Source organism: Paenibacillus sp. ALE3, from assembly GCF_054113405.1.
Map to the genome: position 1 here is coordinate 1,699,761 of NZ_CM134214.1, position 20,607 is coordinate 1,720,367.

The 20,607-nt window shown below is 44.8% G+C and carries 19 protein-coding genes and 1 other annotated feature (1 of these 20 cut by a window edge); of the genes, 16 read left to right on the forward strand and 3 right to left on the reverse strand.

Annotated features, from left to right (window positions below):
• Positions 1–234 (forward strand) — a binding site (T-box leader); it begins 32 nt to the left of the window's first position.
• A gap of 65 nt (positions 235–299) precedes the next feature.
• Positions 300–1,553, forward strand: a complete 1,254-nt coding sequence (gene tyrS, locus ACXHJ2_RS07530; protein WP_058829828.1) for a tyrosine--tRNA ligase — start codon at positions 300–302, stop codon at positions 1,551–1,553.
• A 195-nt stretch (positions 1,554–1,748) separates the two neighbouring features.
• Complete coding sequence (locus ACXHJ2_RS07535; RefSeq protein ID WP_165079648.1) at positions 1,749–2,615, forward strand: AraC family transcriptional regulator; 867 nt, start codon at positions 1,749–1,751, stop codon at positions 2,613–2,615.
• Between the two features lie 77 nt (positions 2,616–2,692).
• Here the strand turns inward: ACXHJ2_RS07535 and rpsD are convergent, their stop codons facing one another.
• The gene (gene rpsD / locus ACXHJ2_RS07540; RefSeq protein ID WP_013371873.1) at positions 2,693–3,292 is read right to left on the reverse strand and encodes a 30S ribosomal protein S4; all 600 of its coding nucleotides are present in this window, start codon (positions 3,290–3,292) and stop codon (positions 2,693–2,695) included.
• A 435-nt stretch (positions 3,293–3,727) separates the two neighbouring features.
• On the opposite strand from rpsD, the gene ACXHJ2_RS07545 reads away from it, so the two are divergent.
• From ACXHJ2_RS07545 to ACXHJ2_RS07565, 5 genes are all read left to right on the forward strand, one after another.
• Complete coding sequence (locus ACXHJ2_RS07545; protein WP_165079649.1) at positions 3,728–5,713, forward strand: sensor domain-containing diguanylate cyclase; 1,986 nt, start codon at positions 3,728–3,730, stop codon at positions 5,711–5,713.
• A gap of 169 nt (positions 5,714–5,882) precedes the next feature.
• Complete coding sequence (locus ACXHJ2_RS07550; protein ID WP_165079697.1) at positions 5,883–6,704, forward strand: hypothetical protein; 822 nt, start codon at positions 5,883–5,885, stop codon at positions 6,702–6,704.
• A 76-nt stretch (positions 6,705–6,780) separates the two neighbouring features.
• Positions 6,781–7,896, forward strand: coding sequence for an aminopeptidase (locus ACXHJ2_RS07555; RefSeq protein ID WP_013371870.1), 1,116 nt, complete (start codon positions 6,781–6,783; stop codon positions 7,894–7,896).
• Positions 7,897–7,987: 91 nt separating this feature from the next.
• Positions 7,988–8,230 carry an HPr family phosphocarrier protein gene (locus ACXHJ2_RS07560; protein ID WP_013371869.1) on the forward strand — a complete coding sequence of 81 codons (243 nt, stop codon included), beginning with the start codon at positions 7,988–7,990 and terminating at the stop codon, positions 8,228–8,230.
• 140 nt (positions 8,231–8,370) lie between these two features.
• Positions 8,371–8,661: a YlaN family protein gene (locus ACXHJ2_RS07565; RefSeq protein ID WP_007431028.1), complete on the forward strand. Its 291-nt coding sequence runs from the start codon at positions 8,371–8,373 to the stop codon at positions 8,659–8,661.
• A gap of 230 nt (positions 8,662–8,891) precedes the next feature.
• On the opposite strand, the gene cax is transcribed toward ACXHJ2_RS07565, so the two are convergent.
• Positions 8,892–9,962 (reverse strand): calcium/proton exchanger, encoded by a 1,071-nt coding sequence (gene cax, locus ACXHJ2_RS07570; RefSeq protein WP_025675467.1) that lies wholly within the window; start codon positions 9,960–9,962, stop codon positions 8,892–8,894.
• 191 nt (positions 9,963–10,153) lie between these two features.
• Between cax and ACXHJ2_RS07575 the strand changes: the two genes are divergently transcribed.
• Positions 10,154–10,519, forward strand: coding sequence for an Asp23/Gls24 family envelope stress response protein (locus ACXHJ2_RS07575; RefSeq protein WP_013310912.1), 366 nt, complete (start codon positions 10,154–10,156; stop codon positions 10,517–10,519).
• A 226-nt stretch (positions 10,520–10,745) separates the two neighbouring features.
• On the opposite strand, the gene ftsW is transcribed toward ACXHJ2_RS07575, so the two are convergent.
• Positions 10,746–12,008, reverse strand: coding sequence for a putative lipid II flippase FtsW (gene ftsW, locus ACXHJ2_RS07580; protein WP_013371867.1), 1,263 nt, complete (start codon positions 12,006–12,008; stop codon positions 10,746–10,748).
• Positions 12,009–12,256: 248 nt separating this feature from the next.
• On the opposite strand from ftsW, the gene ACXHJ2_RS07585 reads away from it, so the two are divergent.
• From ACXHJ2_RS07585 to ACXHJ2_RS07620, 8 genes are all read left to right on the forward strand, one after another.
• Positions 12,257–13,462, forward strand: a complete 1,206-nt coding sequence (locus ACXHJ2_RS07585; protein ID WP_165079650.1) for a M20 family metallopeptidase — start codon at positions 12,257–12,259, stop codon at positions 13,460–13,462.
• Positions 13,463–13,546: 84 nt separating this feature from the next.
• Positions 13,547–13,975 (forward strand): CBS domain-containing protein, encoded by a 429-nt coding sequence (locus ACXHJ2_RS07590; protein ID WP_013371865.1) that lies wholly within the window; start codon positions 13,547–13,549, stop codon positions 13,973–13,975.
• A 159-nt stretch (positions 13,976–14,134) separates the two neighbouring features.
• Positions 14,135–15,958: a DNA repair helicase XPB gene (locus ACXHJ2_RS07595; protein WP_165079651.1), complete on the forward strand. Its 1,824-nt coding sequence runs from the start codon at positions 14,135–14,137 to the stop codon at positions 15,956–15,958.
• 6 nt (positions 15,959–15,964) lie between these two features.
• Complete coding sequence (locus ACXHJ2_RS07600) at positions 15,965–17,950, forward strand: helicase-associated domain-containing protein (protein ID WP_165079652.1); 1,986 nt, start codon at positions 15,965–15,967, stop codon at positions 17,948–17,950.
• 107 nt (positions 17,951–18,057) lie between these two features.
• Positions 18,058–18,498 carry a YlbF family regulator gene (locus ACXHJ2_RS07605; protein WP_063213635.1) on the forward strand — a complete coding sequence of 147 codons (441 nt, stop codon included), beginning with the start codon at positions 18,058–18,060 and terminating at the stop codon, positions 18,496–18,498.
• A 34-nt stretch (positions 18,499–18,532) separates the two neighbouring features.
• Positions 18,533–18,793 (forward strand): YlbG family protein, encoded by a 261-nt coding sequence (locus ACXHJ2_RS07610; RefSeq protein WP_058710383.1) that lies wholly within the window; start codon positions 18,533–18,535, stop codon positions 18,791–18,793.
• Positions 18,794–19,022: 229 nt separating this feature from the next.
• Positions 19,023–19,460: a hypothetical protein gene (locus ACXHJ2_RS07615; RefSeq protein WP_013371860.1), complete on the forward strand. Its 438-nt coding sequence runs from the start codon at positions 19,023–19,025 to the stop codon at positions 19,458–19,460.
• 203 nt (positions 19,461–19,663) lie between these two features.
• A complete protein-coding gene (locus tag ACXHJ2_RS07620) occupies positions 19,664–20,581 on the forward strand; it encodes a selenium metabolism-associated LysR family transcriptional regulator (RefSeq protein WP_040103406.1) in 918 nt (305 codons plus the stop codon).
• Positions 20,582–20,607 lie beyond the last annotated feature (26 nt).

Below are 20,607 nucleotides of genomic sequence, written 5' to 3' on the forward strand. Positions count from 1 at the left end.
GAATCACGTTGTGCAGAGAGCCGATGGGTGGTGTGAATCGGTAGCGTCCCTCCTTTGAATTACCGTCTGGAGCTGTCTGGATGAATGGAAGGCTTTTGCAGGTTTGCGAAGCTCCCATAGTAATCCGGTACCGGGTGTAGACCCGTTATAGGAATGAAGTGAAAGAAACGTTTGTTTTTGCATACGTTTCTTTAATTAGGGTGGTAACGCGAGCAGCTCCTTCTCGTCCCTTGGGATGAAAGGGGCTTTTTGGTTTGTTTAAATAGTAATTTTTGGATGAAAAATAGGAGGGATTCAGGATGAAGTGGGAAGAATTGAAGCCTGAGCAACAGGCAGAGGTAGAACGACAACTAGAAGTGATACGTCGTGGAGTAGCGGAAATTGTACCTGAAGATGAGCTGAGGCGTAAGGTTATTAAATCGGTTGTTAGCGGCGAGCCACTCAAAATTAAGCTGGGCTTGGATCCGTCTGCGCCCGACATTCACATCGGACATACGGTTGTTATGCACAAACTGCGCCAGTTTCAGGAATTAGGGCACCAAGTGCAACTGATTATCGGAGATTTTACAGGCAGAATTGGTGATCCGACAGGTAAATCGGAGACCCGCAAGCAACTGACTGAGGAAGATGTACAGCGCAATGCACAAACATACAAGGAACAAATCTTTAAGATTCTCGATCCTGAAAAGACAAAGGTATACTACAATTCCGAATGGTTAGGACCGATGTCTTTTGCGGATGTGGTAACCCTGTCTGCCAAAGTAACGGTTGCCCGTATGTTGGAGCGGGATGATTTTACAAAAAGGTACCAAAACGGCTTGCCGATCAGCATCCATGAGTTCTTTTACCCACTGATGCAGGGTATGGATTCTGTGGCTCTCCAAAGTGATATAGAATTGGGAGGGACAGATCAAAAGTTTAATCTGCTGATGGGCAGAACCCTGCAAAAAGAATACGGAGTGGAGCCGCAGGCAACTATTACATTACCACTGCTTGAGGGTCTTGATGGCGTTCAGAAGATGAGCAAAAGTTTGGGGAACTACATTGGTGTGGATGAAGAGCCAAACGAAATTTACGGTAAATCAATGTCCGTTCCTGACGAGCTGATGCTGAAATATTTTGAGCTTGCAACGGATATTACCAATGAGGAGCTGGCAGAGCTGGCGAAAGGTGTTAAGGAGGGTTCAGTGCATCCACGTGATGCCAAAATGAAACTGGCCGGAACATTAGTCCGCATGTACCACGGTGAAGAAGCGGCGGAAGCAGCCAAGCAGCATTTTGTGACCGTATTCCAACAACGCGCGCTTCCTGATGATATTGAAGAATTCACCTTGACAGCAGATCAGCTAGAAGAAGGTGGCATTCGTGTGATCCAGTTGCTGACTCATCTAGGCTTTGCAGCATCTAACGGTGAGGCCAAGCGTAGTATTCAGCAGGGTTCGGTTAAAATTAATGAAGAGAAGTGGACCGATGTGAACGAAGCATACAAGCCGCAAGAAGGCGACATTGTACAGGTAGGTAAACGGAAATTTGCTAAAATCAAGCTCGGATAATTAAAATACATTCATTAGCAGCGTTGAGATTGATTTTACATCTCAGTGCTGCTTTTTTTATTTCTGCCAAGTGAAAGCCGTGGTAAACTTAGCACAAATAATCAAACAAGTAGGCAAAGAGTTATACATAATGAATACGTGGGTTACCCAATGTGGATGTAGGCTAGATAAATTACAAGTGCGGGGAAGGATTATATGGACTACTTTAAACGAATTCAGTGTGCGATTGAGTTTATTGAATTGAATCTCCGGGAGGATTTAAAAATTGCCGAGGTTGCTTCACAGGCATACTTTTCAGCCTTTCATTTCCAGCGGGTTTTTCAGGCCATTTCGGGTTTTACAGTGCAACAATATATAAGAAGGAGAAGATTGTCCGAGGCGGCTAAACGGCTAAAGCAATCCAATCAAAAGGTATTGGACATTGCTATTGAGTATCAGTACAACTCGCAAGAAGCTTTTACTCGCGCTTTTGAAAAAAGTTTTGGGATCACCCCTGGGAAATATCGTAACTGTGACATTGAGCTTTCTGGTCAAAGCAAAATCAATTTTTTGGATTACCAAAAAAGCGCAACGGAGGAATTAGAGGTGAACAAGCCTGTAATATTGCAACTCGAAACGACCAAAATTGTAGGATATGAATATAAAACAAATCTGAATAATGAGCAGCACTATAAAGAAATCCCAGGATTTTATGAACACTTTGGCGCACATGAATATTTTATGTGTATTCCGAATAAAATCGCTCCGGGAATGTCATATGGGATTGCCTGTCGATTTGAAGATAACGGTGCATTTTCATTTGTGGTGGGTGAGGAAGTTGAAAAAGAGTCAAAAGAACTGGCAGAGGGTTTCATATATATGGAGATTCCAGCAGGCAAGTATGCTGAGTTTGACGCTTCAGGTTCAAAAGGACGAGTTCAGAATATACGAGATTTTATCTATGGCACATGGCTTCCTAATTCTAATTTTGAACGGAGGGAGGGGCCTGATTTTGAAATTACGGACGTGATGAATTCCTATCCTGATCATTTGAATATGAAAGTGTACATCCCCATTGAATAAAAATCTCAGGCTTAATATGTGGGGAATATAAAAAGCACCCGAATGAATTCGGGTGCTTTTTGGTGCTAATGCAAGGATTAGCGGTTGTAGAACTCGACGATTTGTTTTTCATCGATATCTTGGGACAATTCAGCACGCTCAGGCAAACGAATGTATTTACCTTCCAGAGCTGCGTCATTGTACTCCAGGTAAGCTACCAAGTGGTTACGGTTTTCCAAAGCTTCTTTGATGGAAGACAGGGAACGACTTCTTTCACGAAGACCGATCACGTCACCAGGGCTTACTTGGTAAGAAGCGATGTCAACTTTTTTGCCGTTCACAGTAACGTGACCATGAGCTACCAATTGACGTGCGCCTGCACGGGAATTAGCAAAGCCAAGACGGAATACAAGGTTGTCCAGGCGGCTTTCCAGCAAGAACATAAAGTTTTCACCAGCGATACCGTGCATGTGTTGAGCTTTGTTGAACAGGGTACGGAATTGTTTTTCACCCAAACCGTACATGTGGCGAAGCTTTTGTTTTTCTTGAAGCTGCATACCGTAGTTACTGATTTTTCTCCGTTGGTTTGCACCATGTTGTCCCGGAGGGAAAGGGCGTTTCAATTCTTTACCTGTGCCGCTCAGGGAAATACCGAGACGACGGCTCAATTTAAATTTAGGACCAGTGTAACGTGCCATTATAGAGTTAACTCCTTCATAATTAAAATTTGAGTTGGGGCTCTCTTTGCGCTCCAATTTGTTCGGCGCTACCTAGAAGGTGAGACGCACTACTGACAGAAAAGTTCAGCCGCTGTCCTGTCAGCAACAAATAAGATGAGGGTGACACAAACTGTTACGCCCAAAATTTAAGATCCGCACAGTAGATAGTTCTGCCGTACAGTCTTTTTCAATAATATATATTATATGTTATAGTGGGTCAATGTCAAGTAGAGAAAAAGAATGAAAACGTCAAAATTTGTCGATAGGGCTTAAGAACTAAAAAGGTGGGACGAATTTCTGGAAAATGGATGCAAATTTCTAAAGTTGAGAGTAAAATAGATCATATTATGAGCTATAGTGGTGTATAGCCGCTGTCTTGGTACAGCTAATTTTGCTGTGAAGGAGCGCCTTAATATGTCGGAATTTTCAACAACGGATCAGCAAACGCTTGACAGTAAAACAGTGCAGGCTAGCGGTGCTCCGCTGTTTGATGATAAAGGATATACGTCTTTTGCCTGGCTCCAGAACATGGATATGACACCCTATGATTACCCCTATATTAATCAGCTTCTCGTCCAAGGATATCGGAATTGGTTACAGCAGAGCAATGGTATATCCTGGATCAGTGAAGAGTATACTGCTGTCTTTAATTTTACAGGTGTTCGGGTTGCTGGTAGGGAAGAGGATGATGACGAGGATTTAGAGTTGGTCGAGCGTTGTTGCATATCTAGAGAGATGGAAGTGAGCCAGCGTAAACTTCGAGATGGGAGCCTTGCATTTGTATACATGGTTCCCATACTATGCCGCAATTACAAGAGAGAGCCTTTCGCCGCTCTTCGTTTTACACGGCCTGCTCAACATTTTGTCTCGAATCAGGACGCATTGTTAGTGGCTTCTTTGCATTTTAGATCCTGCTTTTACTCGAAGTTTGAGTATATATTTATGGAAGATATCCTAGGGATGCAGAATCGGAGTGAACGTGAAGGCAGACGCCGCTCTATTTTATTTCAGATTGTAAAACGGATGCATGACAAGATTGATGTAGAAGGCGTGCTGGATGAAGTATTTGGAAGTATCGCCTATTTGTTTCCCCATGTGGATATCACGTTGTATATGAGTCAGGATCGGCACAGTCGAAATCCTCAGGTCAAGCCTTTGTTGCTACATGAACGGGACGAGGATGTATGTGTCCGTGCATTTATGAAAGGGCAAATGGCTGTAAATGAGCCTGCCAGTCCACAAGATGAAATAACTGAAATCGGTATCCCGTTACGTGGCAAACAGGGCGTATATGGTGTTTTCCATATGATTCTTCCGGCAGGTGCGGATAGTATGGAAAAAGTGGACGTAGAGCTGATTGCGATGATGGCAGATACAGCTGGCACCGCATTTGAAAATGCGAAGCTGCTGGAGCAATCGAATGTACTTATCCATGAATTACGGCTCATTAATGAGTTGGTTCAGCGTTTGAATCAGAGCCTGAAATTAAATGAAATATTTGAGTTTGCCGTGCAGGAATTATTAAAAATGTTCATTGCCGACTTTTGTTGTATTGTGCAGCTGGATCAGGATGGAAGTTGTTTTAGGGTGATGTCAAGCAATGTGGAAAGTTTAAAGCTGGAGAGTTACCCTCGTGAAGGTGGATTTGCTGGACTGATATGCAAAACAGGAGAACCCGTGATTGTGTCTGACTATAGAAAGGATGGGAAGATATCCTCTCGGTTTATGGATACGACGGACTCTCAGTCTTTGATGGCTGTGCCTATGAAGAACAGGGGGACTCCTAGAGGGGTTATATTATTGTCGAGCAAGCTTCCACATTTTTTTTCTTACGATAATTACAAGATGCTGCAAATGCTAGCTCCTCATATCGGACTGGCCGTAACCAATGCTATGCTACATGCCGAGGTGCGGCGTCTGGCTAATATGGACATGTTAACAGGTTTATATGTACGTCATTATGTAGACCGAATTATTCAGGAACATCAGGAAAAGGATTTCTGTGGCTCTCTTATTTTGGTTGATATTGATCAATTCAAGCAGGTGAATGATACGTATGGCCATCAGACGGGTGACGAAATTCTGAAAAGCGTCAGCAATATTGTTCGCTCGGCGACCCGTGATGAGGATGTATGTGCCAGATGGGGCGGAGAGGAGCTTGCCATTTATTTGCCGCAGTTGGGGGTTCAACAGGCACTGGGATATGCAGAAAAAATACGTAGCCGTGTACAGCATGAAACTAATCCTCAGGTGACTGTTTCTTGCGGGATTGCCGAATGGAACTGGCTGGACGAGCAAATCAGCATCGAATCTTTATTTTATAGGGCTGATATGGCCTTGTATGAAGCGAAAAATGAAGGACGTAATCGTATAGTTATTGATCATGTAGGCGATATGTAGAGAATATTCCTTAGGGAATGTTCTCTTTTTGTTTTGCATAACCGATTGTAGACAGGTAATCCTAAGCATAGCTATAACCTGGATGTTCTGAAACAGAATTTTTATCATGATTTATAGTCATGTTTAGGATAGGACGGATGATGGTATGCAGTGGAGAAAGCAATGGGTAATGCGGGGCTGTATGTTTCTGATAATATGTGTGTTAAGCGGTTGTGCACTGGATCGGCAATATACTCCTGAGCAGATTTTTAGAAGAGCTGTTGCAGGAATGGCTGGCAGAGAGAGGATAACGTTTATCGGACAGACTAGAATCAGAACTGACGGCCTGCCTACGACTAAACAGTTTGAATATCGCGGGAAGCTAAAAAATCACGATGAACTGATCATGCACTGGGGATCTGCAGAGGCTTTGCGTAAGCAAGGCGACTATGTAGCACTGAAAGAAGATAAGTCCGAGCTTGGTGTTACACATGAACGGTTTCTTCGTCAAAATGGAAAATGGATTGCGCTGGCATCTGGGGATACTTCTATGGTTCAAAATGGCATGTTAAATCGCTTCAATCCGATTCAGGAGCTTGAGGAATTAAACACACTGAATAAGAGCATTCGTATGGAAAAGGGAGCTGCCCGGGGAACTTGGGTGGTGAGGATTGAACCAGAACCTGCCTCGGCAAAGCGTTGGTTGAAAGAACGTTTAATGGAAGAAATGAATACGTTAAATCCTCAAATCAGGATTTTAAAAACGCAGCAAACAGAAACGAACCAAGAGCTGCAACAAAAGCTAAGCCAAGTATGGAAGGAAAGTTGTGAGGATATGAACAACCAGCTGGAGCACTCCGATGTGCGGACTGTGTACCATTTAACTATAGATCGCCAAACGGGTTTGCCCTTAAAGCTGTCATCGGAATGCCGAATTTCCCGACAGGTTGCGAATGAAGAGCTGCACCAAGAGGCTCTGATAACCAGAGTTGCTTTTGAGGACTACAAGTAACGGAGCGGGCATGATACAATGGAATTTGAATTAACCGTTGTTCAAAAAGAGCGAAATAAAGAAGGAGAGACACTACATGAAAGATCCTAGAATACTTAAGCTGGCGGAAAATCTGGTAGGTTACTCTGTTGAAGTGCAGCCTGGAGAAAATGTATTGATCGAAATGATTGGTACAGAGCGTGACTTGCTTAACGCCATCATTCATGAAGTTGGTAAAAAGGGTGGAAATGTTTTTGTTCAGCTTACAGATCGTAAGGTGCAGAGCGCTATGCTTCGCAATGCGACAAAGGAAATGCTGGAAACTTGGGCTGAAATTGACCTCAACCGGATGAAACAAATGCACTGTTACATCGGAATTCGTGCAGGCGAAAATGTAAATGATCTGTCAGATGTACCGGAAGATAAAATGAAAATGTATAATTCAATTTATCAGCATGCGGTACATAGCGAACAACGAGTGAAACACACAAAATGGGTAGTGCTGCGTTATCCGAATGACAGCATGGCTCAATTGGCCAATATCAGCACCGAAGCATTCGAAGATTTTTATTTCGATGTATGTAACCTGGATTACGCGAAAATGGACAAGGCTCAAGATGCATTGGCAGACCTGATGAACCGGACAGACAAAGTACGGATCAGCGGTCCAGGTACTGACCTGAGCTTCTCTATCAAGCAAATCGGAGCCATTAAGTGTTCGGGTCAATGCAATATTCCGGATGGCGAAGTATATAGCGCGCCTGTACGTGATTCAGTTAACGGAACCATTAGCTATAATGCACAAACCCTATATAATGGAATTACCTTTGAGAATGTTAAATTCCGTTTTGAAAATGGTAAAATCGTGGAAGCGACAAGCAACGATACCAAGCGGTTAAATGATATTCTCGATTCCGATGAGGGAGCACGCTATATTGGCGAGTTTGCCATCGGGTTTAACCCACACATTTTACACCCAATGAAGGATATTCTGTTTGACGAGAAGATTGCAGGTAGCTTGCACTTTACACCAGGTCAAGCTTATGAAACGGCGGATAACGGTAACCGTTCTTCGATTCATTGGGATTTGGTATTGATTCAGCGTCCGGAATATGGTGGCGGTGAAATTTATTTTGATGATGTTTTAATCCGTAAGGACGGTATTTTTGTGCTGCCTGAGCTGGAGCCGTTAAATCCTGAAAACTTGAAATAACGATATCTGTTCTTGCTGAGAAAGCGATTTCAATGTATCATAATGAATGAGCATTGATATATGAAAATCCAGTAAAGCGAGGGATCTCACTATGTCCAATAATAATGCGGCGGTTGTTGAAATTGCACAGACGGCGAGCAAATTCACTTCTTCCATCGTCCTTCATTCCGAAAATAAGTATATTGATGTGAAAAGTATACTGGGCTTGTTTACGACCTTGGTCAGCAGTCACAGTTATGAGCTGCATGTTCACGGGCCTGACGCCGAGGAAGCCAAAAAAGCGATTATTGAGGTGTTCCAGAAGCACGGGCTGCACATTTCAGTAGCCACCTAACTTATTGAGGAAGCAAAAGCATCCCTACCTGTAACTGTAGGGATGCTTTTTTTGTCAGGTTCTTGTATTAGCCTGCAATTTGGTCTAATATTAAGGTTAGGACGTCTTGTGCGACATTGAGACATAGGGGGGAAGAATCCATGACTTCATCTGATTTGCAGGAACAATTGAATATCAAGGCCATTAATCTGCTTCAGGAAGATGCAGATAAAATAAAGAAGCTTATTGAAGTACAGATGGAGAATCTGGCAACCCGTTATTGCCCTCTCTATGAGGAAGTGCTGGATACTCAGATGTACGGATTTTCCAAGGAAGTGGATTTTGCGGTTCGCGCCGGACTTCTTCCGGAAATGGTAGGTAAACAGCTGGTCAGTGAGCTGGAACGCAATCTGGCTATTCTATATGAGGCCATGAATAATAAGGCTAATTAGGAAGACGGTTGAATTGATGAGAGCATGCGAAGTTTTAGAGCATGCTTTTTTTGATGCCATTTTTTAAAAAGAGGATGAGAGGTTGCTTTTTAGCGTTCACCTTTGCCCTTGAATTTTAACAGCTTACAGGATTATATCGTCTTAAAAATTCAAGGGCAATAGTGATCAGGAGATTAAATAAAACGCGAAGCAATCACTACAATTTAATCTACATTTTAAAACTTTGGAAGCTACACAAGGAAGAAGGATACACCTAACAATACATACACTACCAGCAGCATAAGTCCCTCATACCAGTTGGTTGATCCGTCCTGGGTGATGGATTTGGCGATAAATACAGCGACGGCAATGGCTACCAATTCAATGGTTGTGAAAACAATATTCATCGTGTTTCCCATAAAGTAACTGACAAAAATCAGCACAGGGGCAACGAATAGGGCAATTTGCAAACTGCTGCCAACAGCAATTTCAACAGATGCACCGATTTTGTTCTTCATAGCCAGTAAAATGGCAGCGCTGTGTTCGGCCGCATTACCAATAATAGCGACAAGAAATGCACCCACGAACAATTCGCTGAGTCCAAATTGAGTCGTAAATACTTCCAGTGTACCTACCAGCCATTCGCTGACAAAAGCGACCATAACGGTAGCGAGTACCAAATAGGCAATGGATTTATTTCTAGACCATACAGGGGCATGCTCATGCGGCAATTCTTCATCTTTTTGTTCGGTCACGTCAGCTAAATAGTCCTTATGCGTAATCATAGAAAAAATAAGCCAAGCAATATACGCGACAATAAGCGTGCCTGCAACGATAAGACTGAGTGTATCTGACTCGCTATCCGTGATCACATGCGTGTTCAGAAAGACAGCTGGAACGAACAAGGCAATAACAGCCACAATCATCAGGGAGCCACTTAATCCAGCCAGCGATATATTGAAATTTTGTACTTTATATTTCAAACCGCCAGCGAACAGACTCGCTCCGAGCACCAGCAGCAGATTGCCGATGATCGAACCGGTAAGACTGGCCTTTACCATATCGTAAAGACCTTCTTTGACGAGAAAAATGGCGATGATCAGTTCGGCTGCGTTACCAAAGGTGGCATTTAAGAATCCACCTAAACGTTGACCAGCATAATGAGCAACACTTTCAGTCGCCCTACCGAGAAAACCGGCTACGAATACAACAGAAATCGCACAAATGACAAATTGGGCTATGGCATTCCAATGTGTGTAATGAGCGACTGCACTAAGAGCAAATGTCGCTAGGAGCAAAGCGGGAGATAACCATTTTTTCAATGAAGAGCACCTCGATATCAATAGTTGTGTACAAGTTTGGTGAATACTGTCACTTGTATGGATTTTCTAAATTAATATACCCAAAATGATATAGGTTGTAAACGAACGATGTTTTTATACGTAAGGTTTGCATTTGGAGTGGCTGAGGCTTTACAATACAAATAAAGGATGGATGAAGGGGGACATAGGTCATGGCAGAGCAAATTCAACAACTGGAAGCAGGAAACATCAAGATTTCCAACGATGTCGTAGGAAAAATTGCCGGGATGGCCGCATTAGAGACACCAGGCATTGCTGCAATGTCAGGCGGCTTATCGGAAGGCTGGGCCAAAAGGCTGAGCGGTAAAAATGTACAAAAGGGCGTATCAGTGGAGGTTGGACAACTGGAAGCTGCCATTGATCTACGTATTATCGTGCTCTACGAAACACCTATTCATGAGGTGTCCCGAATTCTTCAGCAAAATGTGCGAGAAGCCGTCGAAAGTATGACGGGATTGCGGGTCGTGGAAGTGAACGTAAAAGTGGAAGGTGTCGCCTTCAAGGACGATGCAGTGTAATAGACCCATCACATGCTAAATGGACATTTTTCACCAATGGTATAGATGCCGGGAATTCCCTGCGATAATCCGAATAAGTTACACGAAAACTGGTGGTTATAAAACGCCAGTTTTCGTTTTGTGAATCTGCTGGATAACATTTTGCAGACGGACCTGTAGTTATATACATATACAAAAAAGAACTTCCAATGCCACCGTGGTTAGTGGCTATATGGAAGTTCTTTTTTTAGCGGTAACGGTTGGTTCTACGAGTTTGAAAGCGAGTAGGGACTTCATTACGGACAGTTACCCCTGTAGTGCGTTCTTGCACTGCTTGTTTGGTGTTCTCACGAGAAATACTGAGCATGATGCCCATGGAGAACATCATAACAAGCAGGGAGGAACCACCAAAGCTAATAAACGGAAGGGTTACGCCAGTGATTGGAATCGTTTGGGTTACTCCGCCGATATTAATGAAGGCCTGAATGGCGATCAAACCCATGATGCCAGTGCCCACCAACGTTCCGAACGGATCATGGCAACGCAGAGCAATGAGCATGCCTCGCCAAATGAAATACAAATATAACATTAGGAAAATGGCTGTTCCGATAAATCCAAACTCTTCACCAATGACAGAAAAGATAAAATCATTAAATGAATTGGGCAAATAATGAAGCTTGATAATGCCTTTACCAAATCCTGATCCGTTTAAGCCGCCTTCGCCAATAGCTTGCAAAGACTGCACCAGATTGTATCCCGTTCCTTGTCTATACTTCTCAGGATCAAGAAAGGCTTGAAAGCGTCCGATTTTATAATCTTGCTTGGCAGCAGTAGCTTGTCCATTTGCGCTTTCGGAATCTCCTCCAAACAATGACCCAATACCAAATACGATGGAAGCGCCTAGCACGAGCAGGATGATTGATGCGGTAATGTGTTTGACGCTGGCTCCCCCGGCATAAATAATCAGGCCACTGGTGGCTACCAAAATAAAGCAGGAGCCTAAATCCGGTTGAAGCATGATGAGTCCTGCGACAGAGCCTACAATGACAGTTACAGGTATGTAGCCAGTCCGCAAATCTCTAAATCGATCTCCTTTTTTCACAATCAGTGCGGATAAGTAAAGAATGATGGAGATTTTTGCAAGTTCCGTTGGCTGGAAGCCAATACTACCAAATCTGAGCCAGCTTTTTGCACCATTCAGAGAGCCTGTAAAAAGAACGATGATTAGCAGTAATATGGTTATGAAAAATAAAGGCACAAAAAGCTTTTTATATTTTTCCATCTTAATATTCATAGCTACCAACATAATGAAGAGTCCAAGTACAGCAAATGCGGACTGACGCTTCACAAAATATAAAGAGTCAAAATTGTATTCTTTATTCAGCAGAGCTACGCTGGAGCTGGAGCTAAATACCATGATTACACCGAATCCAACCAGCAACAAAGTGAGGATCAGCAATTGGAAATCCGGTGTCCCTCTTCTTCGAGTCTCCGGCTTCGTATTTCTCATATCAGCTTCCCCCGGTATTCGCCGCAAGGTACATTCCTCGCAGACGTTTATCATTTTATCGTTTATCCATTTTATCATAGTATGTTTGATAGGCTTCTGCAACCATCTGGAGCAACAGATATCACAACAATTCCATATCTGCTACAATAGGATAAAAATAAAGACTTGAGAGAAACGGCGCATACGTGGAAAAGCTGCATGATTTATCGGAAATTTGCCCGATGTTTTAAAAGGAGAGGTGGAACATAATGACACAACAGGCGATGGACCAAACCTGGTTCGATCAATTACAGGAAAACATGGTAGAGTGGCGTAGACATTTACATAAGAATCCCGAAATTTCTTTTCAGGAAAGTAAAACTGCCGCTTTTGTAGCGGATAAGCTAGAAAGCTGGGGATTAGATGTTCGTCGACAGGTAGGGGGACACGGTGTTGTAGGTACCATTCGTGGTGCCAAACCTGGACCTGTTGTTATGTTGCGCGCCGATATGGACGCTCTTCCTATTCAGGATGAAAAGGAGTGTGAATATCGCTCCACCGTGGATGGGACCATGCATGCTTGCGGACATGACGGACATACGTCCGTATTGCTTGGGACAGCTTACTATTACAGTCTGAACCGCGATGAGCTGGAAGGAGAAATCCGATTTTTGTTCCAACCTGCGGAAGAATTGTTGCCTGGAGGTGCGGTCAATGTAATCAAAGATGGTGTACTGGAAGGTGTGGATGTTATTTATGGCATCCATTTATGGACACCATTCTCGGTCGGGACCGCTGCGAGTTGTGCAGGGCCGTTGATGGCGGCGGCCGACGATTTTTATATTGAAATTGCAGGTAAGGGTGGGCATGGCGGTATGCCCCAATCTACAAATGATAGTGTGGTGGCAGGCTCAGCTCTTGTTATGCAACTGCAGAGTATCGTAAGCCGTTCAGTCGACCCGTTAAGGCCTGCTGTGTTGACGGTGGGAACCATCGAAGGGGGCTCTGCGCAAAATATAATTGCGGAAACCTGTCGCTTGAGTGGAACCATTCGCACGTTTGATGAGCAGACCCGGACGGTCATGAAGGAGCGACTGCATGAGGTAACTGAGCTTACAGCAGCAACATATGGGACATCAGCAAAGATTCGTTACATTATGGGATACCCGCCAGTTGTTAATGATGCCCGAGAAGCAGCTCGCTTTTTTAAGGAAGCCAAGCCTGTGTTCGGCGAGGGGAATGTACAGGAAGCGCCGAAGTTGATGCCAGCAGAAGATTTTGCGTATTATTTGGAACGTGTACCAGGTTGTTTTATGTTCGTAGGGGCGGGTAATCCGGCCAAAGGAGCAATTTATCCGCACCACCATCCAAAATTTGATTTTGATGAGGATGCCATGATCAACGCAGTTCGTCTGTTTATTGCCATGTCTACCGGATATGCTGCTGAATGCAAAGAAGGGGCAATTAACGGCTAATACGAGCTAAATTGGGAACGGTCCAATCTGGAGTATGAGCTGAATGAAATGGGGTACCCTACTCTTGAAAAGGAGGGAGTACCCATGAAAAAGGTTCAGGAAGTTATGACTAAAAAATGTGTAACGGTTACCCCGCAAGACAATATTTACGAAATAGCGGTCAAAATGAAAGACAATGATACTGGATTTATCCCAGTTGTGGAAAGCGAAGGCAGTGATAAGTTGATCGGTGTAGTAACAGACCGTGACCTTGTAATTCGCGGCTACGCAGCTAAAAATTCTGGTTCTGGTTCGGTGGATACGGTAATGACAACAGGTATTCGTACAGCCAGTGCTGACATGTCAGTGGACCAAGCAGCTGAACTGATGGCAGAGCAGCAAATCCGTCGTTTGCCCGTGACGGAAGGAGATCGTCTGATCGGGATTGTTTCGATCGGGGATTTGGCTGTTCGAAATATTTTTGCAGACAATGCTGGAGAGGCGCTTAGCCAAATTTCCGAGCAGGTTCACTAGAAGGATAATAAAGTAGGCACCAGTTTGGGACGGTTTTTATCCCGAGCTTCTGATCAGGAGTTCAACCCGAGTGTGGGTTGGACTCCTTGCTATTCCGGTTGATCTGCGAATAAACGGATAAGCTATTATTATAGAACTTTTGAGTGTCAGGAGGTAGTCATGAATCCAGATCATCCTTGTATTGTACAACGTGATTTTACCGTTTTGCTGGAAATGGGTTTGCCTGATTCGGAATGGGCTCGTTCACAGTTGCAGATTTATGCGGAGCTGGTAAAAAGTCCGTCCGCTTTTCATACATATCACATCACTCCATTGTCGCTCTGGAACGCAGCCGCTCTCGGGTGGAGTGCTGAGGACATTCAAAATAGTTTGCACTCTATGTCCCGTTGGGATATTCCGCGTGATTTGTTGAAGGATATTGAACAGCTTGTTTCTCGTTATGGGACGTTGACGCTGTCACGGGCGAGTGCAAAAGAAGAACAAACTTACGGCACAGATACGATTGACGCGCATCGTGATGAGCAAGAGTCAGACAGAGATACAAAGGCGAGGAAAGCCAACACATACACAATAGGTGATCACTTGATCTTGGCAGTAGAGACTCCAACTTTACTGGATGAGCTATTGAACAAGAAAGAGCTAAAACAGCTTGGTTTGCTTCGCACCAATGAGACAAGCGCATCCGTACCGCCCGAAAATCGTGGCTTGCTCAAGCAGGAATTAACTCGCTTGGGATATCCCGTTGTGGATACGGCAGGTTATCTTGAGGGGAATCTGCTTCGTTTTACCTTGGGGAAGGGACAAACGGAGTTGCAGCTTCGTGATTACCAGATGAAAGCTGCTGATGCATTTGAAGGCACAGACGGCTTAGGGGGGAGTGGTGTACTAGTGCTCCCATGCGGAGCCGGAAAAACAGTGATCGGTATGGCAGTGATGAATCGACTTCAGTGCGAGGTGCTTATTTTAACTTCTAATACTATTTCTGTGCGGCAATGGATCGAGGAACTGAAGCAAAAGACAAATATTCCTGTCGATTCTATTGGGGAATACAGTGGTCAGAAAAAGGAGGTGCGACCGATAACGGTGGCAACCTACCAGATTTTGACGCATCGGCGCAACAAAGACGGAGAGTTTGAACATATGAAACTGCTGAGTGAGCGGAAGTGGGGACTCATTATATATGATGAGGTACATTTGCTGCCTGCGCCAGTATTTCGAGCCACGGCCGATATTCAGGCTACCCGTCGTTTGGGATTAACAGCTACGTTAGTTCGAGAGGACGGGTGTGAGCGGGATGTGTTCTCTTTAATTGGACCCAAACGGTATGATATGCCGTGGAAGGAACTGGAGCGACAGGGCTGGATTGCTCAGGTCGATTGTGTAGAACTGCGTTTGCCCATGACCGCTGACCTTTTGGAGCAAAGTATGCGTGCTGAAGGCAGACAGCAATACCGAATTGCAGCCGAAAATCCAGCTAAGATGGAGGCAGTACGTAGTTTGGTGGAGAAACACAAGGGGATACCAACACTTATTATTGGTCAATATTTAGACCAGTTACGTAAATTGGCTCAGGAGTTGGACGTCCCACTGATTACGGGTTCCATGACTCAGAGCGAGCGGGTGCGTTGGTTCGATGCGTTTCGCAAGGGTAATATTCAAACCTTATTAGTATCCAAGGTAGCAAACTTTGCAGTCGATTTGCCGGATGCAGCAGTAGCGATAGAGGTATCGGGCAGCTTTGGCTCCCGTCAGGAAGAGGCGCAGCGACTTGGCCGCATTTTACGACCAAAGCCAGGCGACAATAAAGCTTATTTTTATGCATTAGTGACGGAGAACAGTAAAGAGATGGATTTTGCAGCACGTCGTCAGCTGTTTCTGATTGAACAGGGCTATGAATATGCGATTCGCAGGTTTGATGGGACGATGGCTGGCAGAAGCCAGGAGGATGAGATTGAAGATGGCGGAAAGAAAAAGGAGGCCTAACCAAGGATGGACGTAACGAGTACGCAAGGCAACTGGAATGAGCTTTCAGCGGATGAGCTGCTGGTGCTTAGACGATGCTTTGTCCGGTATGCGGCACAGCCTATGAAGGAAGAGGAGCCTATGCAGCTTACCCAAGGTGCCTTAAGCGGAGTCGAAACAAAACTGGCACTGCATGGGCTTCGCTCTCGGGGGTGGCTGGAGGCAGTCACCAAATCGTGGGGCGAACGGATTTTATATATTCCGGTTGATCGGCTACCCGCTCTGCACGATATGTTGTTAGAGCAAACTCCAATAAACAGGATACATACGGATCATCCAATAACGGTACATGAAGCAATGACAGGACTGGAGTCAGAGTTACTGCATGTGTTGTCACGTATTGCGATACAGGGAGTTCCTTTGACGGCCAAAGGAACCATACATAAACGGTCATTGCAAAAATTGAATGAACTGACCCCCTTTCGTCCGGAGGACCTGGAGGGACTTGGGTTGCATTATGCGCATGCCGAGCTATATCCAGTACAAACGGTGGTAATGGTCGATTTACTACTCAGTTTGGGGCTGTTAGTGAAAGAAACAGTGTCTTTTCGCATTCAGGAGGCGGAACTGGCGACATGGATTCGTTTGTCTGCTGGGCAAATGCGCAAGCATATTTTTGACACCCTCATGGAGAGGTACGGCAAGGCTGAAGCGCCTATGCAGCATTTTCGCTATATGCTGTGTGCCGCCTCGCAGTATGGAGGAACAGATGGATGGATATCTATTCAGTATCTGCTGCAATGGATGCTTCAGGTAGGATTAATACCGCAGAATAGTTTAAGTAGAGATGATTCTACGAACAGTGCCTTTATAGATATTGTTCCTACAATCGCAAATCTCAAAGGGCTTGCGGACGAGACGGTATCTTATTTTAATTTCAATGGATCTTTTATGGAAGATATAATGGGTTGGTTGAAGGCCCTGACGGCTTTTGGAATGGGGGATTGGGGTCAGACTACATCAGGCGAAATCTGTTTTCGCTGGAATGTCTCTGTGACAGATCTGCTTCGTCCCTATAATGACGAGGATACACATCAAGAACAAGGTGCCTTTTATGTGCAGCCTGATTTTGAAATACTGGTGCCGCCAGATGTCGCATATGATGTGCGCTGGCGATTGGAATGCTGCTGTGAACGTGTGACAGGAGACCGGATGGTAGTGTATCGGATTACCAGAGAGAGTATTACAGAGGCAATCGAGCTGGGCATGGAGGCCAAGGAGATTCCTGCTCTTTTGGACAAGTACAGTCGGACAGGGGTGCCAGAACATGTACGGCTGGCAGTAGAGCAGTGGGCAGGCAATGTCGGACGAACGGCTTTTGCGACGGTAACACTTTTGCGATGCGGTACTCAGGAGGATGCGGACATGGTTGCGCGTCATCCTGCACTTGAAGGACTACTGGAGCGACTTGGCGACAAAGATTTTATGATCCCGGTACACTCTGCTGACAAAATACGAAAAGCACTCGCTGCAATTGGATTAAGTCCGCGTCTTGAACCGAAAAGTGCGGATGAGCCAGCTCACCATTATCCACTTTTGACGGAGACAGAGAACCTAGATGCAGGCCGTTCCCTATTTTCACAAGAGGGAAGAGCTGGTCTGGTTTACACAGGGCGCACGTTGCATTTTTATGAACAAGAGCACACCCTGCCTGACCCGTCTGGCTATTTTCCAGAAAGGTCTACAGTACCCTCTTCATGGACAAAAGAATGGAGGAGTTACCATACGTCCACTTCCAGGCAGTTGATGGAGCAAGCGATCCGTTGGCAGGCGGCGGTGGGATTGCGAATCAGTGGGAAAGAGGTTAAATGGATACCGGAATCGGTGGTTTCCGGCGATCCCTGGAGTGTCACAGGCTGGTACGCCTCAGGAATGGATGAGGAAACACCTTCTCGTGCGACCTTGCAGCCAAGTGATTGGTCCGATATGAGGCTGTTGGTTCCTTTTACATAGTCGTGTCAGGAAGTGTATGAAATTCCTTCTTCTCAAAAGAAGGATGTGGTATGATAAATGAGTCTACTTTTATTGGGTAGAACTTTATATAAAGTGAGATGACATTCATGAGCGTAGCCGAGTTAAACACGGTCAATATGGCAGAAGTGCTTATTAACGCCTATGAATTGGGCGATATGGTCAACCGGTCCTTCGAGGTATCGGATTATTTATATTGGAAGCAGCGTGTGGAAGCGGACCCGTCTATTCAGGCGTGTGTACGCAAGCTGGAGGCCAAAAAGGAGCTTTTCGCTGAAACGGAGCGTTTCGGACATTTTCATCCAAACTACCATGAAGCGAAGGACGCAGTGCAGGCGGTTGAACTGGAACTGGAACAATTTGAGGCGGTTAGGGAGTTCAAGCGGGCTGAAAAAGCGCTGGATGATATGCTTCATGCCATGTCTGAAACGATTGCATATTCCGTGTCCGAGACCATTAAGGTGCCGAGCAACGATCCGAATGTGAAAAAGGGCGGATGCGGCAGCGGAGGGAAATGCTCCTGCGGATAGGCCATAGGAATGATACGGAGGGGAGATGAAGCGAATGTTTGCCGAGCGGACAGGGTACATCATTTGGGTAAGCGATATCAAGGCTGCCCGCAATCTGGAGAAATACGGAAATGTCCACTATATTTCAAAGCGTATGCAATATGTAGTTATATATATGAATGCGGATCGGGCAGAGGACACCGTTAAAAATATTCGCAGACTTTCCTATGTACGTAAGGTTGAGCGCTCTTTCCGAAATGAGATTAGGACGGAGTACAACGACGATAAGGAAAAGATGAAAGAATATGAAATATAAGCTTTGATTGTCTATACATTCAAATTTCTTGAAAAAGGTCAGCCTACGGGCTGGCTTTTTTTTGTGAAGCCAGGACTTTTGCATACTAATCTTAATGCTGTTAGACCTAAAAATTCTTTAAAAAACACCCATAAACTTCAATTTTGTAACTTGTAGTCCCGGGTCTGTTGAGGTAACATATGAATATATTGGTAGATATAAAGACCTATCTGGTGGGGAGAGTGATCCCGTGCGTGACAAGGCAATGCAGCGATGGAGTACATACGAACCGTTCTACGTGGAGATGGGCGATAAGAAAGTCGCCGATATCGTGATTACAAATCATGCGAAAACACGTTATTTAGATCGGGTAGAGCAGAAACAGTCCGAGACGAATCATATCGCCGCCTGGCTTTGGGAGTGCCTGAAGCAAAACAGGATGGAGTCCTACTATCATAATGAAGAGGATGTATATTTAATTGATGGTGATCTGGTCGTTGTCGCCGAATTTGGTGAGTTGCCAGGTGAGATGGACATTGCGGGGAATCCGCTTCATAAGATGATTATTATTACCTTTTTGGGTCGGATGTCAGAGACTATCGAATTAAGGGACTTGAAGTCCTACTATTCATGGCTACGCCATTCACGGCGCATGACACTGATGAAAAGCACTCGTAAGCAAAAATAGACGGTGATTTGACGGACGGTTCCATTAGAAAGCGGGCACATTGACAACGTCGAGTTTGAGTAGAAGTATGCAGTTATCAGCTGCATGCTTTTTTATTTTGCAAGCATATAACTTCCCATTTCGGTAAGCTTACTCGGAAATTGTTCGCCAGATGTTTTTCTTATGTTAAAATAAGGAGATCAGAGGGGAGAGGGCTGGTCAGTATGAACTTTCATCAGCTGCACATTTTTTATACCGTAGCGGAGCGCGGAAGCTTCTCGGCGGCGGCGCAAGCGCTGCATATGACGCAACCTGCGGTGACGATGCAAATTCAGTCTTTGGAAGATTATTTTGGCACGAAGCTGCTGCACCGATCGACTAAAAAAATTGAGCTTTCGGAGGCAGGAGCGACATTACTGCCTTTTGCAAAAAGAAGTATGCAACTGATCAGGGAAGCTGACGAAGCGATGTCTGCTTTTACTCACATGCTGGAGGGAAGATTGCATATTGGTGCCAGCCTAACGATTGGTGAATACATTGTGCCAAGAATGTTGGGACCGTTTGGTCAGGAGTACCCTCACATACGCATGGCAATGAATGTAATGAATACGACTCAAATTATGGATGATATACTAAAGCACCAGTTGAATTTAGGGCTGATTGAGGCCCCGGTTCAACACCCGGATATTGTGGTAGAATCTGTGATGCAGGACGAACTGAAGCTGATTGTTCCTTCGGGGCATGTGCTGGCCAAGGCCAAAAAAGTAGTTTTAGAAGATGTATTCAAGCATCCCTTTGTAGCCAGAGAAAAAGGTTCTGGTACACGCCAAGTCATAGAAGACGGGCTGAAAAATCGTGGTGCGGATGCCTCTCGACTTGATATTGTAATGGAGATGGGCAGCACTGGAGCGGTCAAATCAGCGGTAGAGGCAGGACTGGGGATTACTATGCTGTCACCTTCTTCAGTCAAACATGAGGTTGCGCTCGGGTTATTGAAAATTGTAAATATTTCAGATATTACCTTCAAACGAGAATTTTATGCAATTCATTTGAAATCAGCGTTGTTGCCGATCCCGGTAGTAACTTTTCTGTCTTACTTGCGTCGTCATGATCAGGGAATGGACGTATTCGAGGACTCGTAGGACAAGCTTTAGAGATGAAGAGGAGG

Excerpts from the sequence above, each read along its gene's own strand:
- ACXHJ2_RS07595 (WP_165079651.1), top strand. The coding sequence starts at position 14,135 with ATGAATCCAGATCATCCTTGTATTGTACAACGTGATTTTACCGTTTTG.
- ACXHJ2_RS07600 (WP_165079652.1), top strand. The coding sequence starts at position 15,965 with ATGGACGTAACGAGTACGCAAGGCAACTGGAATGAGCTTTCAGCGGAT.
- ftsW (WP_013371867.1), bottom strand. The coding sequence starts at position 12,008 with ATGAGAAATACGAAGCCGGAGACTCGAAGAAGAGGGACACCGGATTTC.
- ACXHJ2_RS07605 (WP_063213635.1), top strand. The coding sequence starts at position 18,058 with ATGAGCGTAGCCGAGTTAAACACGGTCAATATGGCAGAAGTGCTTATT.
- ACXHJ2_RS07575 (WP_013310912.1), top strand. The coding sequence starts at position 10,154 with ATGGCAGAGCAAATTCAACAACTGGAAGCAGGAAACATCAAGATTTCC.
- ACXHJ2_RS07535 (WP_165079648.1), top strand. The coding sequence starts at position 1,749 with ATGGACTACTTTAAACGAATTCAGTGTGCGATTGAGTTTATTGAATTG.
- ACXHJ2_RS07585 (WP_165079650.1), top strand. The coding sequence starts at position 12,257 with ATGACACAACAGGCGATGGACCAAACCTGGTTCGATCAATTACAGGAA.
- ACXHJ2_RS07545 (WP_165079649.1), top strand. The coding sequence starts at position 3,728 with ATGTCGGAATTTTCAACAACGGATCAGCAAACGCTTGACAGTAAAACA.
- tyrS (WP_058829828.1), top strand. The coding sequence starts at position 300 with ATGAAGTGGGAAGAATTGAAGCCTGAGCAACAGGCAGAGGTAGAACGA.
- ACXHJ2_RS07550 (WP_165079697.1), top strand. The coding sequence starts at position 5,883 with ATGCGGGGCTGTATGTTTCTGATAATATGTGTGTTAAGCGGTTGTGCA.
- ACXHJ2_RS07610 (WP_058710383.1), top strand. The coding sequence starts at position 18,533 with ATGTTTGCCGAGCGGACAGGGTACATCATTTGGGTAAGCGATATCAAG.
- ACXHJ2_RS07555 (WP_013371870.1), top strand. The coding sequence starts at position 6,781 with ATGAAAGATCCTAGAATACTTAAGCTGGCGGAAAATCTGGTAGGTTAC.
- rpsD (WP_013371873.1), bottom strand. The coding sequence starts at position 3,292 with ATGGCACGTTACACTGGTCCTAAATTTAAATTGAGCCGTCGTCTCGGT.
- ACXHJ2_RS07565 (WP_007431028.1), top strand. The coding sequence starts at position 8,371 with ATGACTTCATCTGATTTGCAGGAACAATTGAATATCAAGGCCATTAAT.
- ACXHJ2_RS07590 (WP_013371865.1), top strand. The coding sequence starts at position 13,547 with ATGAAAAAGGTTCAGGAAGTTATGACTAAAAAATGTGTAACGGTTACC.
- ACXHJ2_RS07620 (WP_040103406.1), top strand. The coding sequence starts at position 19,664 with ATGAACTTTCATCAGCTGCACATTTTTTATACCGTAGCGGAGCGCGGA.
- ACXHJ2_RS07560 (WP_013371869.1), top strand. The coding sequence starts at position 7,988 with ATGTCCAATAATAATGCGGCGGTTGTTGAAATTGCACAGACGGCGAGC.